General features: G+C 73.7%; 21 protein-coding genes and 1 tRNA gene. 17 read left to right on the top strand and 5 right to left on the bottom strand.

What is annotated here, in order from left to right:
- Together KSNIM_RS16390 and KSNIM_RS16385 are read left to right on the top strand one after the other, a co-directional pair.
- Window positions 1–1,277: hypothetical protein (locus tag KSNIM_RS16390; protein ID WP_263103956.1), on the top strand; the 1,277-nt coding region annotated here is incomplete at its 5' end.
- A 135-nt stretch (window positions 1,278–1,412) separates the two neighbouring features.
- A complete protein-coding gene (locus tag KSNIM_RS16385; RefSeq protein WP_263103955.1) occupies window positions 1,413–2,981 on the top strand; it encodes a N,N-dimethylformamidase beta subunit family domain-containing protein in 1,569 nt (522 codons plus the stop codon).
- A gap of 184 nt (window positions 2,982–3,165) precedes the next feature.
- On the opposite strand, the gene KSNIM_RS16380 is transcribed toward KSNIM_RS16385, so the two are convergent.
- The gene (locus tag KSNIM_RS16380) at window positions 3,166–4,827 is read right to left on the bottom strand and encodes a penicillin-binding transpeptidase domain-containing protein (RefSeq protein WP_263103954.1); all 1,662 of its coding nucleotides are present in this window, start codon (window positions 4,825–4,827) and stop codon (window positions 3,166–3,168) included.
- A 120-nt stretch (window positions 4,828–4,947) separates the two neighbouring features.
- On the bottom strand, window positions 4,948–6,819 hold the full coding sequence (locus tag KSNIM_RS16375) for a dolichyl-phosphate-mannose--protein mannosyltransferase (protein ID WP_263103953.1): 1,872 nt from the start codon (window positions 6,817–6,819) through the stop codon (window positions 4,948–4,950).
- Window positions 6,820–6,949: 130 nt separating this feature from the next.
- On the opposite strand from KSNIM_RS16375, the gene rsmI reads away from it, so the two are divergent.
- From rsmI to KSNIM_RS16340, 7 genes are all read left to right on the top strand, one after another.
- On the top strand, window positions 6,950–7,795 hold the full coding sequence (gene rsmI, locus KSNIM_RS16370) for a 16S rRNA (cytidine(1402)-2'-O)-methyltransferase (protein ID WP_263103952.1): 846 nt from the start codon (window positions 6,950–6,952) through the stop codon (window positions 7,793–7,795).
- A gap of 201 nt (window positions 7,796–7,996) precedes the next feature.
- Window positions 7,997–8,443 (top strand): hypothetical protein, encoded by a 447-nt coding sequence (locus tag KSNIM_RS16365; protein ID WP_263103951.1) that lies wholly within the window; start codon window positions 7,997–7,999, stop codon window positions 8,441–8,443.
- 95 nt (window positions 8,444–8,538) lie between these two features.
- Entirely contained in the window at window positions 8,539–10,185 is a 1,647-nt protein-coding gene (gene metG, locus KSNIM_RS16360) for a methionine--tRNA ligase (protein ID WP_263103950.1), read from the top strand.
- On the top strand, window positions 10,185–11,063 hold the full coding sequence (locus tag KSNIM_RS16355; protein ID WP_263103949.1) for a TatD family hydrolase: 879 nt from the start codon (window positions 10,185–10,187) through the stop codon (window positions 11,061–11,063). Before metG ends, KSNIM_RS16355 begins: the two co-directional genes overlap by 1 nt.
- A gap of 68 nt (window positions 11,064–11,131) precedes the next feature.
- Entirely contained in the window at window positions 11,132–11,731 is a 600-nt protein-coding gene (locus KSNIM_RS16350) for a Uma2 family endonuclease (protein WP_263103948.1), read from the top strand.
- A 28-nt stretch (window positions 11,732–11,759) separates the two neighbouring features.
- Window positions 11,760–12,644: a 16S rRNA (adenine(1518)-N(6)/adenine(1519)-N(6))-dimethyltransferase RsmA gene (gene rsmA / locus KSNIM_RS16345; RefSeq protein ID WP_263103947.1), complete on the top strand. Its 885-nt coding sequence runs from the start codon at window positions 11,760–11,762 to the stop codon at window positions 12,642–12,644.
- Entirely contained in the window at window positions 12,641–13,567 is a 927-nt protein-coding gene (locus KSNIM_RS16340) for a 4-(cytidine 5'-diphospho)-2-C-methyl-D-erythritol kinase (protein WP_263103945.1), read from the top strand. Before rsmA ends, KSNIM_RS16340 begins: the two co-directional genes overlap by 4 nt.
- Here KSNIM_RS16340 and KSNIM_RS16335 read toward each other — a convergent pair.
- Window positions 13,548–14,099, bottom strand: a complete 552-nt coding sequence (locus KSNIM_RS16335; RefSeq protein WP_263103944.1) for a Uma2 family endonuclease — start codon at window positions 14,097–14,099, stop codon at window positions 13,548–13,550. The two genes, KSNIM_RS16340 and KSNIM_RS16335, sit on opposite strands and share 20 nt — an antisense overlap.
- Before the next feature lie 149 nt (window positions 14,100–14,248).
- On the opposite strand from KSNIM_RS16335, the gene KSNIM_RS16330 reads away from it, so the two are divergent.
- Window positions 14,249–16,048, top strand: coding sequence for an ABC-F family ATP-binding cassette domain-containing protein (locus KSNIM_RS16330; RefSeq protein ID WP_263103943.1), 1,800 nt, complete (start codon window positions 14,249–14,251; stop codon window positions 16,046–16,048).
- A 52-nt stretch (window positions 16,049–16,100) separates the two neighbouring features.
- Here the strand turns inward: KSNIM_RS16330 and KSNIM_RS16325 are convergent, their stop codons facing one another.
- The gene (locus KSNIM_RS16325) at window positions 16,101–16,298 is read right to left on the bottom strand and encodes a hypothetical protein (RefSeq protein WP_263103942.1); all 198 of its coding nucleotides are present in this window, start codon (window positions 16,296–16,298) and stop codon (window positions 16,101–16,103) included.
- 144 nt (window positions 16,299–16,442) lie between these two features.
- Between KSNIM_RS16325 and KSNIM_RS16320 the strand changes: the two genes are divergently transcribed.
- Window positions 16,443–17,780, top strand: coding sequence for an MFS transporter (locus KSNIM_RS16320; RefSeq protein ID WP_263103941.1), 1,338 nt, complete (start codon window positions 16,443–16,445; stop codon window positions 17,778–17,780).
- Between the two features lie 15 nt (window positions 17,781–17,795).
- On the opposite strand, the gene KSNIM_RS16315 is transcribed toward KSNIM_RS16320, so the two are convergent.
- Window positions 17,796–18,395 (bottom strand): flavodoxin family protein, encoded by a 600-nt coding sequence (locus tag KSNIM_RS16315; protein WP_263103940.1) that lies wholly within the window; start codon window positions 18,393–18,395, stop codon window positions 17,796–17,798.
- 147 nt (window positions 18,396–18,542) lie between these two features.
- On the opposite strand from KSNIM_RS16315, the gene KSNIM_RS16310 reads away from it, so the two are divergent.
- The 6 genes from KSNIM_RS16310 (at window position 18,543) to galK (ending at window position 23,328) form a co-directional block, all read left to right on the top strand.
- A complete protein-coding gene (locus KSNIM_RS16310; RefSeq protein ID WP_263103939.1) occupies window positions 18,543–18,992 on the top strand; it encodes a winged helix-turn-helix transcriptional regulator in 450 nt (149 codons plus the stop codon).
- Window positions 18,993–19,107: 115 nt separating this feature from the next.
- Window positions 19,108–19,183, top strand: a tRNA-Thr gene (locus tag KSNIM_RS16305).
- A 193-nt stretch (window positions 19,184–19,376) separates the two neighbouring features.
- Entirely contained in the window at window positions 19,377–20,051 is a 675-nt protein-coding gene (locus KSNIM_RS16300; RefSeq protein WP_263103938.1) for a response regulator transcription factor, read from the top strand.
- A gap of 84 nt (window positions 20,052–20,135) precedes the next feature.
- Window positions 20,136–21,239 carry a galactose-1-phosphate uridylyltransferase gene (gene galT / locus KSNIM_RS16295; protein WP_263103937.1) on the top strand — a complete coding sequence of 368 codons (1,104 nt, stop codon included), beginning with the start codon at window positions 20,136–20,138 and terminating at the stop codon, window positions 21,237–21,239.
- Window positions 21,236–22,195: a UDP-glucose 4-epimerase GalE gene (gene galE / locus KSNIM_RS16290; protein ID WP_263103936.1), complete on the top strand. Its 960-nt coding sequence runs from the start codon at window positions 21,236–21,238 to the stop codon at window positions 22,193–22,195. The genes galT and galE overlap by 4 nt, the downstream gene beginning before the upstream one ends.
- Window positions 22,195–23,328, top strand: coding sequence for a galactokinase (galK, locus tag KSNIM_RS16285; RefSeq protein WP_263103935.1), 1,134 nt, complete (start codon window positions 22,195–22,197; stop codon window positions 23,326–23,328). The genes galE and galK overlap by 1 nt, the downstream gene beginning before the upstream one ends.
- Window positions 23,329–23,417 lie beyond the last annotated feature (89 nt).

The raw sequence follows: 23,417 nt of genomic DNA, 5'->3' as shown, positions 1-23,417 counted from the left end.
CCGCCCCCGGCGCCGGGGACGTGCCCGCCGCCCGGGTGCCCCGCCCCCGGTCCGTCCGGCGCCCGACCGCCCGCCGGCTGGCCGGCCACCGCGGCGTCCAGGTACTCGGCTGCGCGATCGCGGCCGGCTGGGCCGCGGCCTTCCCGCTCGTCTCGGACCTGCCCAACCAGGTCTTCTGGGGGACCCTGGCCGGCCCCGCGTACGGCATCGCCGGGCTGCTCTGCCTGGTGCTGCCCCGGCGGATCGCCCCGCGGGCCGCCGCCACGGTGGCGCTGGTCGGCGCGGTGCTGCTGCCGCTGGTGCTGCTCGCGGTGCACGGCCGGCACCAGTCCGAGGTGATGGTCGTCGAGCGCTCCGCCCACCTGATGCTGCACTCCGGCGACCCGTACCTGGCCGCCCCCGTCCGGGCGGCCGACTACAACCCGTACCTGCCGACGATGGTGCTGTTCGGCCTGCCGCGGGCGGTGCTCGGCAGCACGGGGCCAGCGGCCGTGCTGCTCGGCGACGCCCGGATCTGGTTCGCGCTGACCTTCCTCGGCTGCATGCTGGGCAGCTGGTGGCTGCTGAGGCCCGCCCACGACCGTGCCCCGCTGCTGCCGCTCGCCGTGCTGACCGCCTCCCCGCTGATCGGACTGGCCCTCGCCGTCGGCGGAGTGGACCTGCCGCTGATCGGCGTCTGCTGCCTCGCCATGGCCCTGGCCGCCCGCGGCCGCGCCACCGGCGCCGGGGTGGTGCTGGCGCTCGCCTGCACCCTCAAGTGGACGGCCTGGCCGGCCCTGCCGGTGGCCGCCCTGCTGATCTGGCGGCTGTACGGCAGGCTGCCCGCCGCCCGGGCCGCGCTGATCGCGATCGGGGCCTCGGCGGCGGTGGTGCTGCCGTTCGCGCTGCTCGACGGGCGGGAGATGCGCGAGCAGGTGGTCCGCTTCCCGCTGGGCCTGGCCGCCGTGCAGACCCCGGCCGGCAGCCCGCTGCCCGGCAAGGTGCTGGCGGGCCTCGGCCCGACCGGGCACACCATCTCGCTCACCCTGCTCTGCCTGGGCGGCCTCGCCGTGGCGCTGTGGCTGCTGGCCTACCCGCCGACGTCGGCGATCGCCGCCTGCGACCTGCTGGCCGCGGGCCTGGCGATAGCGTTCGTGCTCGCCCCGGCCGGGCGGTTCGGCTACCTGGCGCTGCCGGCCGTCCTGGTGATCTGGCCGCGGCTGGCCTCCCGGACACTGTCCTGGAGGACGGCGGAGCCGGCCGCCCTGCCCCCGCGCACCGGACTCGTCCAGGTCTGAGCCCGGCCGCGGACGAGGTCGGATCCGGCGCCGGACCCCAGGTCCGACCCCACCGTCCGGCGTGTCCCGCGCCCTGCGCCACGATGATCCACAACACTCGTGCCGGGACGGCCGGCACGGCAGGGAGGGCGGCGGATGGCGCACAGCGACGGACCGGCGGGCACCGACCGCCGGCGCTTCCTCGGACTCGCGGTCGGCGCCGCGGCGGCCTCGGCGGCCGCCACCGCCGGCTGTGGCTCCACGGCGGGCAGCGCGCCCTCCGCCGACACCGGGACGTCCTCCGCGGCCCGCCCCGCTCCCTCCGCCACCGCGGCCGAGAACGCGCGGCCCGGCGACCCGGACTGGCGGATCACCCGGCCGGGCTCCGCCGAGGCGATCGAGGGCTTCGCCGACCGGGTGAGCGTGCTGCCCGGCGAGCCGTTCGGCCTGTACGTCTCCACCACGGTGCCCGGCTTCCGGATCCGTGCCTACCGGATGGGCTGGTACGGCGGCGCCCGCGCCCGGCTGGTCTGGCACTCGGACGCTCTGCCCGGCACCCGCCAGCCGGACCCGGAGGTGGACGCGGCCACCCGGCAGGTCCGCGCCGGCTGGCGCCGCACCACCACCGTGCAGACCCGCGGCTGGCCCGAGGGCAGCTACCTGCTGCGGCTGGACGCCGAGGACGGCTCCGCCCAGCGGTACGTCCCGGTCACCGTCCGCTCCCGGGCCGCCGCGGGCCGGACGGTGGTGGTCAACGCCGTCACCACCTGGCAGGCCTACAACGAGTGGGGCGGCCACAACCTCTACAACGGCCCGACCGGCGGCCTGGCCACCCGTTCGCTCCAGGTCACCTTCGACCGTCCCTACCGCTACGCCGACGGCGCCGGGCTCTTCCTGGTGTACGAGGCGCCGCTGATCGCCCTCGCCGAGCGGCTCGGCCTGCCCCTGGCGTACACCACCACCGTCGACCTGGCCCGCGACGCGCAGCTGCTGAACGGCGCGAGGGCGGTGCTCTCGCTCGGCCACGACGAGTACTGGTCACCCGAGCAGCGCGCGCACGTCGCCGCGGCCCGGGACGCCGGCACCAACCTGGCGGTGCTGGGCGCGAACTGCTGCTTCCGCCGGGTCCGCTACGAGCCGTCCGCGCTCGGCCCGGACCGCACGGTGGTTTGCTACAAGGGCGCCTGGCAGGAGGACCCGGGCCGCCGGGCCGGCCACCTTGCCACCAACGACTTCCGGGCCGCGCCGGACGCCGACCCGGAGAGCTCGCTGCTCGGGGTGATCTACGACGGCTACCCGGTGGACGCCCCCTACGTGGTCACCGAGCCCGGCCACTGGCTGTTCGCCGGGACGGGGGCGAAGGCCGGCGACGCCTTCGCGCACCTGGTCGGCGTCGAGTACGACCGGGTGAACACCGCCTTCCCCACCCCGCGCCCGATCGAGATCGTCGCGCACTCCCCGGTGGTCTGCGACGGCCGGCGGTCCTTCGCCGACACCGCCTACTGGACGGCGCCGAGCGGCGCCGGGGTGTTCGCCAGCGGCACCATGCGCTGGGTCGAGGCGCTGGACGCACAGGGCCCCGGCGGGCACGGCAACCACGGCATGGACGGCCGGACGGGCGACCTGGTGCGCCGGGTCACCGAGAACGTCCTCACCGCCTTCGCCGCCGGGCCGGCCGCCCGGGCGCACCCGGCCGCGGACAACGTCGCCGCCGTTTACGGCTAGACGCGTCTGGGTGCACCACCAGGGGCGCGGGGAACTGCGCAGTCCGGGAGCGGGTGTCCCGACAGCACGGGCCGAGCCGTGACCCGTACGGTGGCCCGCATCCTCATCGCGCGGTTCTCCCCAGCCTCCGGCCGGGAGGTGCCCCCCACAAGCCCCTGGTGGTGCACCCACTCCCCGCGGTGGATCAGCCGCCGTTGCCGATCCGCAGCAGCTTGGCGGCGGCCGGCGCGGCCGCCTGCGAGCCGTGCCCGCCGCCCTCGACCTCCGCGGACACCGCGAGGTCGCCGCGGTAGGCGGTGAACCAGCTGTTCGTCCCCTTGCCGTCGACCTCGGCGGTGCCGGTCTTGGCGTAGACGTCGCTGATCCCGGCCATGGGCTCGCGGGCGGTGCCCTCGGTCACCACGGCCCGCATCAGCGAGCGCAGGTCGGCCAGCACCTTCGGGTCGAGGGTGCGGGAGGCCTTGGCCACGTCCGTCTTGCCCGACACCAGGACGGGCTGGCGGAAGGTGCCGCTCTGCACGGTCGCCGAGACGGAGGCCATCGCCAGCGGGTTGGTGCGGATCGCGCCCTGGCCGATGAACTCCGGCAGCGCGCCGTTGATGTTGGACGGCACCGGGATGTCGGTGTCGAAGGCCGGCAGACCGGTGTGCCAGACGAGGCCCAGGCCGAAGACCTCCTTGGCGATCTTCGGCAGGCTGTCGGGCTGCAGCCTGTCGTGGCCGGTGTTGATGAAGGCCGTGTTGCAGGACTGCGCGAAGTCCTGCCGGAAGGTGTACTCCGGGTGGGCCTCGGGGAAGTCGTTCGACACGGTCTGCCCGCCGGCCGTGGTGGTGGGCGGGCAGGCGATCGGGGTCTGCGGGGTGACCCCGGCCTCCAGCAGGGCCGCACCGGTGACCACCTTCATGGTGGAGCCGGGCGCGGTACCGCCGACGAAGGCCCGGTTCTGCCCGTCGGCCGGGGCGTTGGCGAAGGCCAGGACGTTGCCGGTGCTGGGCTCGATCGCGACCAGCGAGGCCTTGTGCGTGCCGGCCTTGGCCTGCTCCTTCACCGCGTCCTCGGCGGCCTTCTGCAGGGTGGCGTCCAGGGTCAGCTTCAGCGAGGGCACCGGCTTGGGCTCGGTGATCACGAAGAGCTGCTCCGGCTTGGCCTTGCCGGCGTCGTCCGAGATCACCACGCCGCTGCCGGCGTCGGCGGGGTCGCCGGCGGTGCCCTGCTTGAAGACGTCCAGCAGTCCGAGCAGCGAGGGGAAGGCGGTCAGCTGGCGGCCCTTGCGGTCGGTGACCTGTGCGGCCTGCGCGAACACCGGCTTGACGTCGAGCGTCTTGCCCACCGCCAGGTGCGGGTGCACGACCGCGGGGCCCCACTGCACGGCGGCCTTGCCGTCGCTCATCTTCACCATCGGCAGCACGCCGCTGTACGTCCACGGCTTGCCGGAGCCGGCGAACTCGACCTTGGCGGAGAAGGACAGCATGACCGCCTTGGCCGCACCGGCCGAGGTCTGGACGGGGGCGCCCGCCGGGCCCCCGGTCGGGCCGCCCGCCGTCATGGTGACCGCCGTCGGCTTGAGTTTGCTCCGGAACGCCGCCAGGGCGGCGTTGGCGGTGTCCGGCCGGTCGGTCTCCTTGCCCGCCGCCTCCAGGTCGCCCTTGGACCACGCGGCCAGGAATGCCTTGGCGGCCTGCGCGGCCTGCTCCTCGGTCGGCGAACCCGCGACGACCGTGCGCGGCCCCTTCGGCTTGTCGCCGTCGCCGGTCAGCGCGGCGGCGATGTTGTAGGCGCCGTAGCCGCCGACCCCCAGCATCGCCACGCAGACGCCGCCGATGCCGATCTTCACGCCCTTGTGCACGGTGTCCCCCCACGGTGTAGCCCCGACTGTGGCCGACCGCACCCACGGTAGAACACGGAACGTGTGTGCACCCACGACACATCGGTCACTCGTGACACATCCGTTGCCCGCGGGCGGCGGTCAGATCCAGCTGGTGAACCACATCCTGGCCCGCCAGTCGTCCATCGGGATCGTCTCCCCCGTATACAGGGGATGGAAGTACAGAAAGTTCCACATGACCGCGAAAACGAGCAGTCCGGCCGCCGCGCCGCCGACCAGCCGGCGGTCCCGGCCGGCCCCGGCCGGGCCGAGCAGGGCGCCGATCATCATGGTCACCGCCAGCACGAGGAACGGCACGAAGGCGACCGCGTAGAACAGGAAGATCGTGCGCTGCTGGTAGCCGAACCACGGCAGGTAGCCCGCGGCCACCCCGCACAGGACCGCCCCGGCCCGCCAGTCGCGCCGCATCGCCCAGCGGTACAGGCAGTACGCCAGCGCCGCGATGCCGGCCCACCACAGCACCGGGGTGCCGATGCCCAGCACCTCGCGGGCGCACTCGGTCGCCGTGCAGCCCGCCTGGCCGGTCTTCGGGGACTCGTAGAAGAAGGAGACCGGCCGGCCGAGCAGCAGCCAGCTCCACGGGTTCGACTGGTAGGTGTGCGGGCTGGTCAGGTGGACGTGGAAGTCGTACATGGTGGCGTGGTAGTGCCACAGGCTGCGCAGGCCGGACGGGACCCAGCTCACGTCGTACTGCGGCAGCGGCAGGCCCAGCAGGTGGTCCGGCGACAGGCCGGCCCGGTGCTCCGCCCAGTCCCGGCCGTAGCCGCCCTTGCCGGGGACCGCGCTGCTGAGGAACCAGCCCGTCCAGGAGACCAGGTACACCCCGGCGGTCACCACGAGGAGCAGCGGCAGCGCCACCACGGCGTCGAACGCGCCCCACAGCACCCAGTGGCGGCCGCCCGCGGTCCGGCGGGTCGAGGCGTCCCAGAGCACGCTCATCACCGCGAAGGCCAGCAGCGCGTACAGGCCGCTCCACTTGGTCGCGGTCATCAGGCCCAGCGAGACGCCCGCCGCCAGCCGGTACGGCCGCCAGCCCAGGAACACCCAGTCCGGGCCGGCGCCGCCCTCCAGCCGGCGCGCGACGATGCCCCGCGTCCGGTCGCGGTCCAGCAGCAGGAAGCCGAACGCCGCCAGGAACCAGAACATCACCACCAGGTCGAGCAGCGCCGTCCGGCTCATCACGAAGTGCAGGCCGTCGACCGCCAGTAGCAGGCCGGCCACGCAGCCCAGCAGCGTCGAGCGGAACAGCCGCCGTCCGATCCGGGCGATCATCAGGATCGACAGGGTGCCGAGCACCGCCGTCATGAACCGCCAGCCCAGCGGGTTCATCCCGAAGAACTGCTCACCCAGGCCGATGATCCACTTGCCGACCGGCGGATGGACGATGTACGCCGGGTCCGTCCGGTACGGCACCGTCGGGTGCCCCGAGGTGATCAGGTTGTTGGCGTCGTCCGCCCAGCTGGTCTCGTAGCCGCCACGCCAGAGCGAGTACGCGTCCTTGGCGTAGTACGTCTCGTCGAAGATCAGCGCCTTCGGCGTGCCCAGGTGCCAGAACCGCAGCAGGCCGCCGAAGACCGCCACCAGCACCGGACCGATCCAGCCCGACCAGCGGCACAGCCACGACCACAGCCGGTCCTCCAGGTGCAGCCCCAGCTGCAGCAGCACGGGGGAGGGCGGCACCACCGCGGGGGTCACTCCCGGGCCGTCCGGCATCGGCGGCACCAGCCGCTGCGCCACCGGCACCGGCTCCGCCGCGCGGTACCCCGCGCGCTCCAGCCGCCGCTGCCAGAACGGCCGCTCCGGCTCCGGGCCGCGCGGCCCGGGCACGCCCGGAACCGCGGGTGCGCCGCCGGGCGCCGCCGTGGACGCGCTCAGCAGCGCCACGCCGCCCTGGTCGGTGTGGTCCGCGCCCCCAGGCGCCTCGGATGCCGTGTCGCCGCTCACGCGCCACATCGTAGGGGCGCTCCCCGCGAAGGAGGAGGGCCCCTCCGGACCTCCCCGCGAAGCCGCCCGGTTCGTCACCGTTCGCCCGGCCGTGCAGGTCGTGGCCCGGCACTCGCCCGGCCCTGGGAGGATGGTGCCCGTGACAGGTGTACTCGTGCTGGCAGGAACCCCCATCGGCGACGTGGGCGACGCCCCGCCCAGGCTGCTCACCGAGCTCGCCGAGGCCGACGTCGTCGCCGCCGAGGACACCCGGCGGCTGCGCCGGCTGACCCAGGCGCTCGGCGTCGCCCCGACCGGCCGGGTGGTGTCGTACTTCGAGGGCAACGAGGTCGCCCGCACCCCCGAACTCGTCGAGGCGCTGCGCGGCGGCGCCCGGGTGCTGTTGGTCACCGACGCCGGCATGCCCTCGGTCTCCGACCCCGGCTACCGGCTGGTCGACGCGGCCGTCGCGGCCGGCATCCGGGTCACCGCGGTGCCCGGCCCGTCCGCGGTGCTCACCGCGCTCGCGCTCTCCGGCCTGCCGGTCGACCGCTTCACCTTCGAGGGCTTCCTGCCCCGCAAGGCCGGCGACCGGGCCCGCCAGCTCGCCACGATCGCCGCCGAGCCGCGCACCATGGTCTTCTTCGAGGCCCCGCACCGGATCGCCGAGACGCTCGCCGCGATGGCCGAGGCGTTCGGCGGCGACCGCCCCGGCGCGGTCTGCCGCGAACTCACCAAGACCTACGAGGAGGTCCGCCGCGGCCCGCTCGCCGAGCTGGCCGCCTGGGCCGCCGACGGCGTCAAGGGCGAGATCACCGTGGTGGTGGCCGGCGCCCCGCCCGCCGCGCCCGAGGCGGTCGGCCCCGCCGAGCTCGCCCGCCGGGTCGCCGTCCGGGAGGAGGCGGGCGAGCGCCGCAAGGAGGCCATCGCGGCCGTCGCCGCGGAGCTCGGCCTGCCCAAGCGCGAGGTCTTCGACGCCGTGGTGGCCGCGAAGAACGCGGGCTGACCAGGCGTGCTCCCGGGGGGTGCCGCGCGTACCGTGGAGGGAAGCACCCCGGCAGTGCCCGCGTTTCACCGGCTGCGTACAGGTCTTCCCAACGCACGTCCAAGACTTGACAAGTCGGGTGGGAAACCGGCCCGCGCGGGCATTGTCCGAGATGGAAGACCCGAGCCGGACGACCGTCCGGCGGGCACCTGGGAGACGGCTATGAGCGAGACGATCGGTAGCCCTCTGACTGGCGAAACGCCCAGCGGCGTCGGACTGACCACCCGACGGCCCCCGAAGGTCGAGACCGTCCGGGAGGCGTACTCCTTCGCGTGCCTGAGCTGCGGCTACGGCTGGGAGCAGGCGTACGACATCGAGCACCACGTGGACCGGGAGGGCCGCATCGTCTTCGAGTACAAGGCGAACGGCGTCCGGGTGCCCTCGCCGCTGCGCGAGCCCACCTGCCCGGGCTGCGGCGGCCACAAGGTCCGGATCATGCGCGAGGGCCGGGTGGCCGGTGCCGAGGGCCAGGTGCACCACGCGCCCGGCTACCAGAGCCACCCCGAACCCGAGGAGAAGCGGCGCACGGCGCCCGAGGAACAGCAGCACGCGGTGCCCGCCGGGCAGCGCCGCCGCTGGTTCGGCTTCTTCGGCCACCGCGCCGACTGAACCCGGCCCGCCCGGCCCGCCGCGAACGCCGAGGGGCCGCCCCGGGCCGGTAATCGGTCGAGGGCGGTTCCTTCGCGCGACTAAGATTCGGTGGCATGGCGGCCACTGAAGACCACAGCACCACCGACGCCCCGCGCTCGGCGTACTACGTCACCACCCCGATCTACTACGTGAACGACCGCCCGCACCTGGGCCACGCGTACACCACGGTCGCGGGCGACGTCCTCACCCGCTGGCACCGCCAGCGCGGCGAGAACGTCTGGTACCTCACCGGTACGGACGAGCACGGCCAGAAGATCATGCGGACCGCCGAGGCCAACGGCGTCACCCCGCAGGAGTGGTGCGACAAGCTGGTCGAAGAGGCCTGGAAGCCGCTCTGGCAGCACCTGGACATCGCCAACGACGACTTCATCCGCACCACCCAGCAGCGGCACACCGACCGCGTGCAGGAGTTCGTCCAGGACCTCCACGACAAGGGCGAGATCTACAAGGGCGGCTACTCCGGCCCGTACTGCGTCGGCTGCGAGGAGTACAAGCTCCCCAACGAGCTGCTCCCCGGCGCCACCGAGGACGAGAAGCTCTGCCCGATCCACAAGCGCCCGGTCGAGTGGCTGGAGGAGGAGAACTACTTCTTCCGCCTCTCCGCCTACGGCCCGAAGCTGCTGGAGTTCTACGCGGCCAACCCGGACTTCATCGCGCCCGCCACCGCCCGCAACGAGGTGCTGCGCTTCGTCGAGCAGGGCCTCCAGGACCTCTCGATCTCCCGCTCCACCTTCAACTGGGGCGTGCCGCTGCCCTGGGACGAGAAGCACGTCCTCTACGTCTGGGTCGACGCGCTGCAGAACTACATCACCGCCGCCGGCTACGGCGCCGACCCGGAGCGCTTCGCCGAGCTGTGGCCGGCCTCCGTCCACCTGGTCGGCAAGGACATCCTCCGCTTCCACGCGGTCATCTGGCCGGCCATGCTGATGGCCGCGGGCCTGCCGCTGCCCAAGCGGGTCGTCGCCAACGGCTGGCTGATGGTCGGCGGCGAGAAGATGTCCAAGTCCAACCTGACCGGCATCGCGCCCACCGACCTCACCTCGCACTTCGGCGTGGACGCGTACCGCTACTACTTCCTGCGGGCGATCCCGTTCGGCACCGACGGCTCGTTCTCCTGGGAGGACTTCACCGCCCGGTACACCTCCGAGCTCGCCAACGACTTCGGCAACCTGGCCTCGCGCGTGGCCGCCATGGTCGGCAAGTACTACGGGGGCACGCTGCCCGCGGCCACCGCCGCCGGCGCCGCCGAGCAGGCCGTCGTGGACGGCCTGGCCAAGGCCGCGGCCGAGGCCGACAGGAAGATCGGCGAGGAGCTGGACTTCGCCGGCGGCATCGCCGCCGTCTTCGACTTCGTCAAGCTGGTCAACGGCTACCTCACCGAGCAGGAGCCGTGGAAGGTCGCCAAGACCGCATTCGGGGAGGGCGGCTCCGCCGCGGGCTCCGAGGAGGGGCAGGCCCGCCTCGCCACCATCCTCTACACCGCCGCCGAGGCGCTGCGCGCCACCGCCGTGCTGCTCAACCCGGTGATGCCGGCGACCTCCGCCAAGCTGTGGGACTCGCTCGGCGCGGAGGAGTCGCTCGGCGCGCTCGCCGACCAGACCATCGCCACCGTCGCCGACTGGGGCCGGCTGCCCGCCGGCGCCACCGTCACCAAGGGCGACATCCTGTTCCCCCGCCTGGAAGAGAAGCCCGCCTCCTGATGGCCAAGAAGGACGACGACCGGTCGACCCCGCCGCCGCTGCCGGACCCCCTGGCCGTGGCGGTGGCCGACTCGCACACCCACCTGGACATGCAGAACGGCACCCCCGCCGAGGGCCTCGCCAAGGCCGCCTCGGTCGGGGTGACCACGGTCGTCCAGGTCGGCTGCGACGTGCGCGGCTCGCGCTGGGCGGCGGAGCTCGCCGCCGAGTTCGAGGCCGTGCACGCGGCCGTCGCCCTGCATCCCAACGAGGCGCCGCGGATCTTCCTCGGCGACCCCGACGGCTGGTCCGGACAGCACCGGGCGCCCGGCGGTGCCGCCGCCCTCGACGAGGCGCTCGCCGAGATCGACGCCCTCGCCGCCCTGCCGCAGGTCAAGGCGGTCGGCGAGACCGGCCTCGACTACTTCCGCACCGGCCCGGAGGGCGTGGACATCCAGAAGGAGTCCTTCCGCCGCCACATCGAGATCGCCAAGCGGCACGGCAAGGCCCTGGTCATCCACGACCGGGACGCCCACGAGGACGTCATCGCCCTGCTCCTGGAGGAGGGCGCCCCCGAGCGCACCGTCTTCCACTGCTACTCCGGCGACGCCGAGATGGCCAAGGTCTGCGCCGAGCACGGCTGGTACCTCTCCTTCGCCGGCCCGGTGACCTACAAGGCCAACCACGCCCTGCGCGAGGCCCTCGCGGTGACCCCGCTCGACCGCGTCCTGATCGAGACGGACGCCCCCTTCCTCACCCCGCACCCCTTCCGCGGCCGCCCCAACGCCCCCTACCTGATCCCGGTCACCCTCCGCGCGATGGCCGCCCACCGCGGCCTCACCGAGGACGAGATGGCCACCGCGATCGCCGAGAACACGGCCCGCGCCTTCGGCTACTGAGACCCGAACGGAGGTTGCAATCCGGCGGAACGCTTCTGCATCCTCGCGCCACCCCCATGCTGGTTAGCATGAGTGCAGTGAGGGAGGTGGCGATGACCGCCGAGCCGATCGACTGGATGCATCCGCCGTCCCAGGGCTGGACGTACGAGCAGGTCAAGGACCTTGACCTGCCGTTCGAATGGGATCTGGTGGACGGAGTCATCGTGGTCCGGGGGCAGACGAATCTCTGGCACGACCAGGTGCGGGACAGCCTGTTCGTGGCCGTGCGCACCGCACGGGTCGCACCTTATGCGGCGAACGTCGAGCGGTGCGTGTTGATCGACGAGTACAACCCGGTCAAGCCCGATGTCGTGGTCTTCGACAAGACCGGACTCGACGTCTTTGAGGCGGAGTGCGTTCCTCCGGGGAACGTGGCTCTGGCGGTCGAGGTGGTCTCCCACGGCACACGTACCGCAGACCGCTTCCGCAAACCCGGGATGTACGCGGAGAAGGGCATCCCCTCCTACTGGCGGGTCGAACGCGGCGACGACGGCCTCCCGGTCGTCCACGAGTTCCGGCTGGACGAGGGGCAGGGCGTCTACCTGCCGGTGGCCGTCCACGAAGGACTGCTGGTCACGGCGGTGCCGTTCCCGGTGGAGATCGACCTCAAGCAGGCCGTCGAACTCTGAGGCGCCGGGGCGCCCGTATCCTTGCGGGGTGAGCAGCACCGATCCCGCACCCGCCGCCGACCACCACCTGCTCGGCGCGGCCGACATCCGCGAGCTGGCGGCCGCCTTCGGCGTGAAGCCGACCAAGCAGCGCGGCCAGAACTTCGTCATCGACGGCAACACCGTGCGGCGGATCGTCCGCGCGGGCGGGGTGACCGCCGAGGACAGCGTGGTCGAGGTCGGCCCCGGGCTCGGCTCGCTGACCCTGGCGCTGCTGGAGGTGGCCGCGCACGTCACCGCCGTCGAGATCGACCCGCTGCTCGCCCAGCACCTGCCCACCACCGTCGCCTCCCGGATGCCGGAGAAGGCGAAGGACTTCGACCTCGTCCTGAGCGACGCCATGGAGGTCACCGAGCTGCCCGGCCCGGCGCCGACCGCGCTGGTCGCCAACCTGCCCTACAACGTGGCGGTGCCGGTGCTGCTGCACATGCTGCAGACCTTCCCGACCATCGAGCGCACCCTGGTGATGGTGCAGAGCGAGGTCGCCGACCGGCTCGCCGCCAAGCCCGGCAACAAGGTGTACGGCGTGCCCTCGGTGAAGGCCAACTGGTACGCCGAGGTGAAGCGGGCCGGTGCGATCGGCCGCAACGTGTTCTGGCCCGCGCCGAACGTCGACTCCGGCCTGGTGTCGCTGATCCGCCGCGACCCGCCGAGGACCACCGCCACCCGCGCCGAGGTCTTCGCCGTCGTCGACGCCGCGTTCGCGCAGCGCCGCAAGACCCTGCGGGCCGCCCTGGCCGGCTGGGCCGGCTCGCCCGCCGGCGCCGAACAGGCGCTGCACGCCGCCGGGATCGACCACAAGCTGCGCGGCGAGATGCTGACGGTCGAACAGTTCGCCGCCATCGCCGAGCACAAGCCCGAGGCCCAGAAATGATCACGGTTCGCGTCCCCGCCAAGGTCAACGTCCAGCTCGGGGTCGGCGGCCTGCGCGCCGACGGTTTCCACGACCTGGCCAACGTCTTCTTCGCCGTCGGCCTGTTCGACGAGGTCACCGCCACCCCCGGCGAGGGCGTCACGCTCTCCTGCACCGGTCCCGACGCGGCGTCCGTCCCGCTGGACGACACCAACCTCGCCGCCCGCGCCGCCCGGCTGCTCGCCGCGCACCACGGCCTCGCCGACCCGGGCGTCCACCTGCACATCGCCAAGGCCATCCCGGTGGCCGGCGGGATGGCCGGCGGCAGCGCGGACGGCGCCGCCGCCCTGGTCGCCTGCGACGCGCTGTGGGGCCTGGCCACGCCGATCGGGACGCTGCTGGAGCTCGCCGCCGAGCTCGGCTCCGACGTGCCGTTCGCGCTGCTCGGAGGGGTCGCGCTGGGCCGCGGCCGCGGCGAGATCCTGGACGCGCTGCCGGTCTCCGGCTCCTTCCACTGGGTGTTCGCGGTCGCCGACGGCGGGCTCTCCACCCCGGCGGTCTTCCGCGAGTGCGACCGGCTCCGCGAGGAGGCCAGCACCGGCTCCTCGGAGGCCGACGTCCCCACCCCGGACGCCGACCCGGTCCTGCTCGCCGCCCTCGCCTCCGGCGACCCGGTGGCACTGGCCGCCGCACTCACCAACGACCTGCAGGCCGCCGCCCTCTCCCTGCGGCCCTCGCTCGCCGACACCCTGCGGGCCGGCACCGAGGCCGGCGCGATCGGCGCCCTGGTCTCCGGATCGGGCCCGACCTGTGCCTTCCTCGCCAAGGACGCCGAGTCGGCCGCCGCGATCGCCGCCGCCCTGCGGGCCTCCGGCACCTGCCGCACCGCCCACGCCACCCACGGCCCCGTCCCGGGGGCGGAGGTCAGCGCACCCAGGCCTTGAAGGGCTCGGTGTCCAGGCTGATCCCGACCGGGTCGGGCAGCGCCACGGTCTTGCCGAACGGCCGCCGAACCAGGCTCACGTACTGGCCGTCCTCGGGCTCGCTGTGGACCAGCACCTCGCAGCTGTCCCGGTCGACCAGCAGGTAGACCGGGATGCCGGTCTCCGCGTAGGTCCGCGGCTTCTCGTCCCGGTCGCGGCGGTCGGTGTCGGTGTCGTACGAGGTCACCTCGACCACCATCACGGCGCGGTCGGCATCGGCCCACTCGCCTTGACCGGCGAAGCTGCCCTCCGGGGCGAGCACACCGTCCGGCTTGGCGTGGCCCTTGCGGTAGGTCTCCACCCGCAGCCCGCGCTCGGGGTACAGCCAGAGGTCGGGGCGCTGCTGCAAGCACTGCTTCATCACCCAGCGGATGATCTCGTCGTGGTCGCCGTCGGGTGCTGCCTTGACGCCGATCCGACCGTGGACGAACTCCATCCGCACACCCTCGCGCCCGGCCGCCAGGGCGATGCGTTCGAACTCCTCGGGCAGCATCTGCGGCCGCCTCCCGGCTGCCGGCCCCGGCACACCTCCCGCTCTCCGGTCCGCTGCCGCGACTCTCGCACGGGCCGGGGCGTTCCCGCCTCCCACTAGGCTGGGTGGTCGGAGACACCTCCCGACCCCCTCCCAGGAGCGCAGCAGCAGTGGCCGTCAACCTCGCCACCATCGAGTCCGTCACCAAGGTGTACGGCACCCGTGCCCTGATGGACGGGGTGAGCCTCGGCGTCAGCGAGGGGGACCGGATCGGCGTCGTCGGGCGCAACGGCGACGGCAAGACCACCCTGATCCGGATGCTCGCCAAGCTGGAGGAGCCGGACAGCGGGCGGATCACCCACTCCGGCGGCCTGCAGATGGCCGTCCTCACCCAGCACGACTCCCTCGACCCCGAGGCCACCATCCGGCACGAGGTGATCGCCGACCGGGCCGACCACGAGTGGCTCGGTGACGCCCGGATCCGCGACATCGTCGAGGGCCTGTTCGGCGGTCTCGACCTGCCGGGCTTCGCCAACGGCCTGGACACCGTGATCGGCCCGCTCTCCGGCGGCGAGCGCCGCCGCATCGCGCTGGCCAAGCTGCTGCTCGGCGAGCCCGACCTGATCGTTCTGGACGAGCCCACCAACCACCTCGACGTGGAGGGCATCGCCTGGCTCGCCCGCCACCTGCAGGCCCGCCGCTCGGCGCTGGTCTGCGTCACCCACGACCGCTGGTTCCTCGACCAGGTCTGCACCCGGATGTGGGACGTCCAGCGCGGCGAGGTCCGCGAGTACGAGGGCGGATACTCCGACTACGTCTTCGCCCGCGCCGAGCGTTCCCGGATCGAGGCGACCGAGGAGCAGAAGCGGCAGAACCTGGCCCGCAAGGAGCTGGCCTGGCTGCGCCGTGGCGCCCCCGCCCGCACCTCCAAGCCGCGCTACCGGATCGAGGCGGCCAACGCCCTGATCGCCGACGTGCCGGAGCCGCGCGACAAGTCCGAGCTGATGAAGTTCGCCAACGCCCGGCTCGGCCGCACCGTCTTCGACCTGGAGGGCGTGAGCATCAAGGCCGGTCCCAAGCACCTGCTGGACCACCTGACCTGGCAGCTCGGCCCCGGCGACCGGATCGGCCTGCTCGGCGTGAACGGCGCCGGCAAGACCTCGCTGCTGCGGGCCATGCAGGCCGCGTACGCCACCGAGGGCGACGTGCAGCCGGCCGGTGGCGTCATCAAGGTCGGCAAGACCGTGCGCCTCGCCTACCTCTCCCAGGAGATCGCCGAGCTGGACCCGGAGACCCGGGTGCTGCAGGCCGTCGAGCAGGTCCGCGGCCGCGTCGACCTCGGCAAGGGCCGGGAGATGAGCGCGGGTCAGCTCTGCGAGCAGTTCGGCTTCGGCAAGGACAAGCAGTGGACGCCGGTCGGCGACCTGTCCGGCGGTGAGCGCCGCCGCCTCCAGCTGCTGCGCCTGCTGATGGACGAGCCCAATGTGCTCTTCCTCGACGAGCCCACCAACGACCTCGACATCGAGACCCTCAACCAGCTGGAGGACCTCCTCGACGGCTGGCCCGGCTCGATGATCGTCATCAGCCACGACCGCTTCTTCATCGAGCGCACCACCGACACCGTCTACGCACTCCTCGGCGACCGGCGGATGCGGATGCTGCCGAACGGCGTCGACGAGTACCTGGAGCGCCGGGCCCGGATGGCCGAGTCGGCCGCGCCCGCCGCCGCTGCGGCCCCGGCCGCCGCGGCGAAGCCCGCCGCGGACACCCGGGCGGCGAAGAAGGAGATGCAGAAGCTGGAGCGGCAGATCGCCAAGCTGGACGACCAGGAGTCCAAGCTGCACACCCAGCTCGCCGAGCACGCCGCCGACTTCTCCAAGGTCGCGGAACTGGACGCCAAGCTGCGGAAGGTCCGCGACGAGAAGGAGGAGCTGGAGATGGCCTGGCTGGAGCTCGCCGAACAGGTCTGAGAGGCACCGAGAGGGGCGCCCCGGCGGGGCGCCCCTCGGCGTTGGCCGACCCTCAGCGCCGGGGGCGGAACCGGCGGACGGTCTCCCAGCCGGCGGCCGGCAGCAGGACCGCGGCGAGGAGCACCCAGGCGGCCGAACCGCCGTGGCGGTACTGGCTGACGCCCAGGTCGAGCAGCAGGAGGGTGAGCGCGAGGCACAGCACGGCGAAGAGCTTGTCGAACACGCCGTTGTCGTCGAACACGTTGTTCACGTGCGCCCTTTCGGAGGCGGAGGCGGCCACCATACCGCCGCGCCCGGGGCGGCGCACCACCCCGGCTCCCTTCTGCCCGTTCGCTCCCGAATCACCCGTGTGCCTGCTGTCCTTGCAGCTCAACGCCTTGCCAGGGTGGGCGCCATGACGCATGACACCCCATCAGTCGGAGACCCGGCGGCGCTGCGCCGGGTGGCCGCCGCCGCCCTCCTCGGCACCGCGGTCGAGTTCTACGACTTCTTCATCTACGGCACGGCCGCGGCGCTGGTCTTCGGCCGGGTCTTCTTCCCCGGCCTGGGGGCGGTCGGTTCGCTGTTCGCCGCCTTCTCCGTCTACGCGGCGGCCTTCGTGGCCCGCCCGCTCGGCGCGGTGCTGTTCGGGCACTTCGGCGACCGGCTCGGCCGGCGGGCGACCCTGGTGGTGTCGCTGCTGCTGATGGGCCTGTCCACCGCGGCGGTGGGCCTGCTGCCCGACTACGGCCGGTGGGGCGGCTGGGCGCCGGTGCTGCTCACGGTGCTGCGCTTCTGCCAGGGGCTGGGACTGGGCGGCGAGTGGGGAGGGGCTGCCCTGCTGCTGGCGGAGCACGCCCCGCCCGAGCGCCGCGGCCGGTACGGCGGCCTGCTGCAACTCGGGCCGTGCGCCGGATTCTTCCTGGCGACCGGGGTGTTCCTGGTGCTGGGCTCGGTGCTGGACGAGGCGGCCTTCCTGGCCTGGGGCTGGCGGGTGCCGTTCCTGGCGTCCCTGGTGCTGGTGGCGATCGGGCTGTTCGTCCGGCTGCAGGTGTCGGAGAGTCCGCTGTTCGGGGCGGAGCGGGTGCGGCCGAGGGTGCCGGCGGCGGAGGTGCTGGGCCGGCACGGCCGCCCGGTGCTGCTCGGCGCGGGCGCGGTGATGTCCGGGTACGCGCTGTTCTACCTGACGACCACGTACGCGCTGGCGCACCTGACCGCGGACCTCGGGGTGGCCCGGACGCCGGTCCTCGGCCTGTTGATGGCGGGTGCGGTGCTGAAGGGCGGCACGGTGGTGCTCGCGGCGCGGGCGAGCGACCGGTTCGGCCGGCGGCGGACGCTGGCGGCCGCGACCGGCGCGGCGGCGCTCTGGTCGGCGGCGTTGTTCCCGCTGCTGGAGACCGGGCGGACGGCCTGGATCGCGCTCGGCCTGCTCGGGGCGATGGCGCTGCTCGGCGCGATGCTCGGGCCGGTCGCCGCGTACCTGCCGGAGCTGTTCCCGACCCGGGTGCGCTACACGGGGGCGGCGCTGACCTACAACCTGGCCGGGGTGGTGGGCGGTGCGACGGCCCCGCTGGTGGCGACCCGGCTGACCGCCTCGTACGGGACGGCCGTGCCGGTCGGCTGGTACCTGGCCGCGCTCGGCGGGGTGTCCGTGCTGTGCGTGCTCGGCCTGCCGGAGACCCGCGGGGTGGAACTGGACGCGGCCGGCCGCCGGACCCTCGCGCCGAGCGGGGGTGCGGCGGCCGGCCGGTGACGGTGCGTCGGTGCGTCAGGCGGCCAGGGCGGCGCGGCCGGCCAGGGTGATCGCGGCCTGCCGGGCGACCCGCTCGCCGAGGTGCTCGGCGGTGGCGATGTCGGCCTTGTGGACGCCCTCCGGGCCCTGGTCGTTGTTGGTCTGGGCGCCGGCGCCGAGGAACAGGCCGAGGCGGTTGAGGTCGTTCTCCGAGGCGGTGGTGGAGTTCCAGCCCGGGTGCAGGCCGAGGTTCACCCAGTGCATGCCGTGCTGGGCCGCGAGCACCGTGAAGAACTGCAGGGTGTGCAGCTTGTCGCCGCTCTTGGAGGCGGAGTTGGTGAAGCCGGCGGCCAGCTTGTCCTTCCAGGTCTGGCCGAACCAGCGCTTGGAGCTGGCCTCGGCGAAGGTGTGGAAGGCGCCGGAGGCGGTGCCCATGTAGGTCGGCGAGCCGAAGACGATCGCGTCGGCGGCGTCGAGCTGCGCCCACTGCTCCTCGGTGATGGCGTCCACGGCGATCTGCACCGCGTCGGCGCCGGCCGCGGCGGCACCACGGGCGACGGCCTCGGCCAGCACGGCGGTGTGGCCGTAGCCGGAGTGGTAGGCGATGGCGACGGTGGGACGGATGGCGGTCGTCATGCGGGATGACTCCTCGAAGAAGGCGGACGGATGCCCGGGCGGCCGAACGGACGGACGGGCCGGCCGGGCTTGACGGTCTCCAATGTAGACCAGGTCTCCGATGGTTACCAACTCCCGATTGGAGACCGCCGGCGCTACCCTTGCCCCATGGCCACCCCCCAGCAGACCGCCGACCCGCGACCCGCAATCCCTGACACCTGTCCCGACGGCGACCAGGGGTTCGACATCTTCGCCGCCGTCTGCCCCAGCCGGGACGTGTTCGCCGAGCTCGCCGACAAGTGGTCGCTGCTGCTCGTGCTGAGCCTGCACAGCTGCGGCGAGCAGCGGTTCTCCGAGCTCCAGCGCTCGGTCGGCGGGGTCAGCCGCAAGATGCTCACCCAGTCGCTGCGCGCCCTGGAGCGGGACGGGCTGGTGCTGCGCACCGTCCACCCGGAGACCCCGCCGCGGGTCGTCTACGGGCTGCTGCCGCTGGGCCGCACCCTGGCGGAGCGGATCGCGCCGCTCGGCGACTGGGTCGAGTCCTACGCCGGCCAGGTGGTGGCGGCGCGCGAGCGCTTCGACCGGGCGCACGGCGAGGGCTGCGCTCCGCAGGGGTGATCGACGGGCCCGGGCGGGCCCCGTCGTGGTGACCACGACCGATTTCCCTTTCCGGCCGCCCACCCTGTAATGTCTTCCTCGTTCGCGGGGAACACCGGGAACACGCCGAGAACAAGCCCCTATAGCTCAGTCGGTAGAGCGTCTCCATGGTAAGGAGAAGGTCTGCGGTTCGATTCCGCATGGGGGCTCCACGGAGTTCGAAGGCCCTCGCCGCAAGGCGGGGGCCTTCGGCGTTCCCCGGGGCGGTTCGGCCGCCCGTCCGGCCGGTTCCGGACCTCCCGGCGGCCTGGCGGAGCGGCTGCGGATGCGCTGTGATGGTGCGTCAAGCGCCGCGCCGGGTGCGGAGGCTCCACGTGGGCGGCGCGGGGGATGGGGGAGGGCGCCGTGGGCGTTCGGCTCGTGATCGTCGACGACCACCGCCTGCTGGCCGAGGCCCTGGCGGCCGCCCTGCGGCTGCGCGGGCACCGCGTCCTCGCGGTGGGCGCGCCCGCCGCCGCCGTCCTCGGCCTGGTCGCCGGACGGCGGCCCGAGGTCTGCCTGCTGGGGCTCGCCGAACCGGCCGGGGACGAGGACCCGTTCGCCCCGCTCCGGCGGCTGCGCGCGGAGCGGCCCGAGCTGGCCGTCGTGGTCCTCGGCCCGGTCGGCGATCCCGGACGGGTGGCGGCGGCCTTCGCCGCCGGCGCGGCCGGCTACGTGCGCAGCGACGAGCGGATCGAGGTGGTCGAGCGCGCCGTCGCCCGGGTCCGGGCGGGGGAGGCCGCGGTCGCCGTCGAGGTGCTGCAGGGGGCCTTCGAGGCGCTGCTGAGGCCGGCCGCCGAGCCGGACGACGACGCCGTCCGGCTGCTGCGGCTGCTCACCCGGCGGGAGGCCCAGGTGCTGGCCCGGATCGCCGAGGGCGAGGACACCGCGGCCATCGCCTCGGGCATGGGGATCGCCTCCAGCACCGCCCGTACGCATGTGCAGCGGGTGCTGGTGAAGCTGGGCGCCCGGTCCCGGCTGGAGGCGGCGGCGGTGGCCGCCAGGACCGGCCTGCTGGACCGGGTCAACCGGTCGGCCTGACCGTTCACGAACCCTCTTCGATGTTGACTCATGGTCGGTGATGTTCGATTATGTTGGAGAGCGAGGAGATCGGAGCAGTCCATCGTGAAGAAGACCGTCACCAAGCTCGCGGACGGCCGCGAGCTCATCTACTTCGACACGGACGGCTCCGTGCCGCGGGCCTCCGCCGACCTGCGCCCGCTGGAGCCCGCGGCGAGCCTCTCCGAGATCCGCCGGGACCCGACCACCGGCGACTGGGTGACCGTCGCCGCCCACCGGCAGGCCCGCACCTACCACCCACCGGCCGACGAGTGCCCGCTCTGCCCGTCCCGCGACGGCCGGCTCAGCGAGGTCCCGGCCGCCGACTACCAGGTCGCGGTCTTCGAGAACCGCTTCCCGTCGCTGGCCGCCGACGCCGCCGTGCACGCCACCGGCCGCCACCACCCGGTCGCCGAATCGGCGCCGGGCGCCGGCCGCTGCGAGGTGGTCTGCTTCACCGCCGACCACGCCAAGTCCTTCGCCGACCTCGACGAGCAGCGGGTCCGCCTCGTCCTCGACGCCTGGACGGACCGGACGGCCGAGCTGTCCGCCCTGCCCGGCGTCCGCCAGGTCTACTGCTTCGAGAACCGCGGCGCGGAGATCGGTGTCACCCTCGCCCACCCGCACGGGCAGATCTACGCGTTCCCGTTCGTCACACCGCGGACGGCCCGCGCCCTCGAACGGGCCGCCGAGCACCGGGCCCGCACCGGCCGCAACCTCTTCGAGGACCTGCTCGACGCCGAACGCGCCGACCCCGTCCGGGTGGTGCTCGCCGGCGAGCACTGGACGGCCTTCGTCCCGTTCGCCGCCCGCTGGCCCTACGAGGTGCACCTCTACCCCAACCGCCGGGTGCCCGACCTGACCGGCCTCACCGAGGCCGAACGCGCCGAGTTCCCCGCCGTCCACCTGGAGCTGCTGCGCCGCTTCGACCGGTTGTTCATCGAGCCCGGGCACAATGTGCAGGCCCAGCCGACGCCGTACATCGCGGCCTGGCACCAGGCGCCCGCCCTCGGAGGTGAGGAGCTGGCGCTGCACCTGGAGCTGTTCACGATTCGTCGTACGGTGGGCAAGCTCAAGTTCCTCGCCGGCGTCGAGTCCGGCATGGACGCGTTCGTCAACGACGTGTCGCCGGAGACGGCGGCACAGCGCATGCGGGAGGTCGCAACATGAGTAAGTACCTGGTCACGGGTGGCGCCGGCTACGTGGGCAGTGTGGTCGCCGCCCACCTGCTGGAGGCTGGGCACCAGGTCACCGTGCTCGACGACCTCTCGACCGGCTTCGCCGAGGGCGTCCCGGCCGGTGCCGAGTTCGTCCGCGGCCGGATCCAGGACGTCGCCGACGTGCTCGACGGCTCCTACGACGGTGTCCTGCACTTCGCCGCCTCCTCGCAGGTCGGCGAGTCCGTAGCCGACCCGGAGAAGTACTGGCGCAACAACGTGGCCGGCTCGCTGGAGCTGGTCTCCGCGATGCGCAAGGCCGGCGTGCGCAAGCTCGTCTTCTCCTCCACCGCCGCCGTGTACGGCGAGCCCGAGGCCGTCCCGATCGCGGAGACCGCCCGCACCGCGCCGACCAACACCTACGGCGCCACCAAGCTCGCCGTCGACCACCTGATCACCAGCGAGGCCGTCGCCCACGGCCTCGCCGCCGTCTCGCTGCGCTACTTCAACGTGGCCGGCGCCTACGGTGAGTACGGCGAGCGCCACGAGCCCGAGTCGCACCTCATCCCGCTGGTCTTCCAGGCCGCGCTCGGCCAGCGCCCGCACATCTCCGTCTTCGGCGACGACTACCCGACCCCTGACGGCACCTGCATCCGCGACTACATCCATGTCGCCGACCTCGCCGAGGCCCACCTGCTCGCCCTGGACGCCGCGAAGGCCGGCGAGCACCTGATCTGCAACCTCGGCAACGGCAACGGCTTCTCCGTCCGCGAGGTCATCGAGTCGGTCAAGCGCGTGACCGGCCGTGAGATCCCCGTCGTCACCGCCGAGCGCCGCCCCGGCGACCCGGCCGTCCTGGTCGCCTCCGCCGCCCGCGCCCACGAGGCGCTCGGCTGGCAGCCCCGCCGCCCGGAACTCGACGGGATCGTCGCCGACGCCTGGGCCTTCACCCTGGAGAAGCGAGCCTGATGACAGATTCCCAGTCCGTCCGCGACGGCGCCGCCCCGGCCGGGGTCTGGGCGGCGCCCGGCCGGGTCAACCTGATCGGCGAACACACCGACTACAACGACGGCTTCGTGCTGCCCGTGGCCCTGCCGCAGGCCGCCCGCGCCGCCGTCCGGCTCCGCACCGACGGCCTGCTCCGCCTGCACAGCGAGCAGGTCGACGGCGGACCGGTGGAGCTGACGGTCGCCGATCTCGCCCCCGGCAGTGTGGACGGCTGGGCCAAGTATCCGGCCGCGGTGGTGTGGACGCTGCGCGCGGCCGGGTACGAGGTCGGCGGCGCCGACGTCCGCATCGACAGCTCCGTGCCGACCGGGGCGGGCCTCTCGTCCTCGGCCGCCATCGAGTGCGTGGTCGCCACCGCCTACAACGACCTGCACGGGCTCGGCCTCGACGGCCCGGCCCTCGCCCGGCTCGCCCAGCGCGCCGAGAACGAGTTCGTCGGCGTCCCCTGCGGGATCATGGACCAGATGGCCTCGGTCTGCTGCACCGAGGGCAACGCGCTCTTCCTCGACACCCGCGACCTCGCCCAGCGGCAGGTCCCGCTCGACCTCGCCGGGGCCGGCCTGCGGCTCCTGGTCGTCGACACCCGGGTCAAGCACGACCTCGCCGACGGCGCCTACGCCGAACTCCGGGCCGGCTGCGAGCGCGCCGCCGCACTGCTCGGCCTGCCCGCCCTGCGGGACCTCGACCCGGCCGGGCTGGACACCGCCCTCGACCGGCTGCCCGCCGACCTGCGGCCGCTGGTGCGGCACGTGGTCACCGAGAACGCCCGCGTCCGGGAGGCGGTCACCCACCTCTACCTCGGCGACCCCGCCGCGCTCGGGCCGATCCTGACCGCCGGGCACGCCTCGCTCCGCGACGACTACGAGGTCTCCTGCCCCGAGACCGACCTCGCGGTCGACACCGCCGTCGCGGCCGGCGCCCTCGGCGCCCGGATGACCGGCGGCGGCTTCGGCGGCTCCGTCATCGCCCTGACCGCCGCCGACACCCTCGACGCGGTCGCCGCCGCCGTCACCTCCGCCTTCACCGACGCCGGCTACGAGGCCCCCCGCACCTTCACCGCCGTCCCCGCCGCCGGCGCCCGCCGCGTCGAGTAGGGGCGGCCGCCGAGGTGCCCCCATGTGCCCGCGGGCCGTCCGGCCCCGGGGGCTCGTGATTGCTGGGCGAAGGTCAAATCCCCAGGGGA

Source organism: Kitasatospora sp. DSM 101779 (genome assembly GCF_025655475.1).
Lineage (GTDB): Bacteria > Actinomycetota > Actinomycetes > Streptomycetales > Streptomycetaceae > Kitasatospora.
Note: the sequence above shows the minus strand (reverse complement) of the source record. Positions and strands in the feature narration are given on the sequence as shown.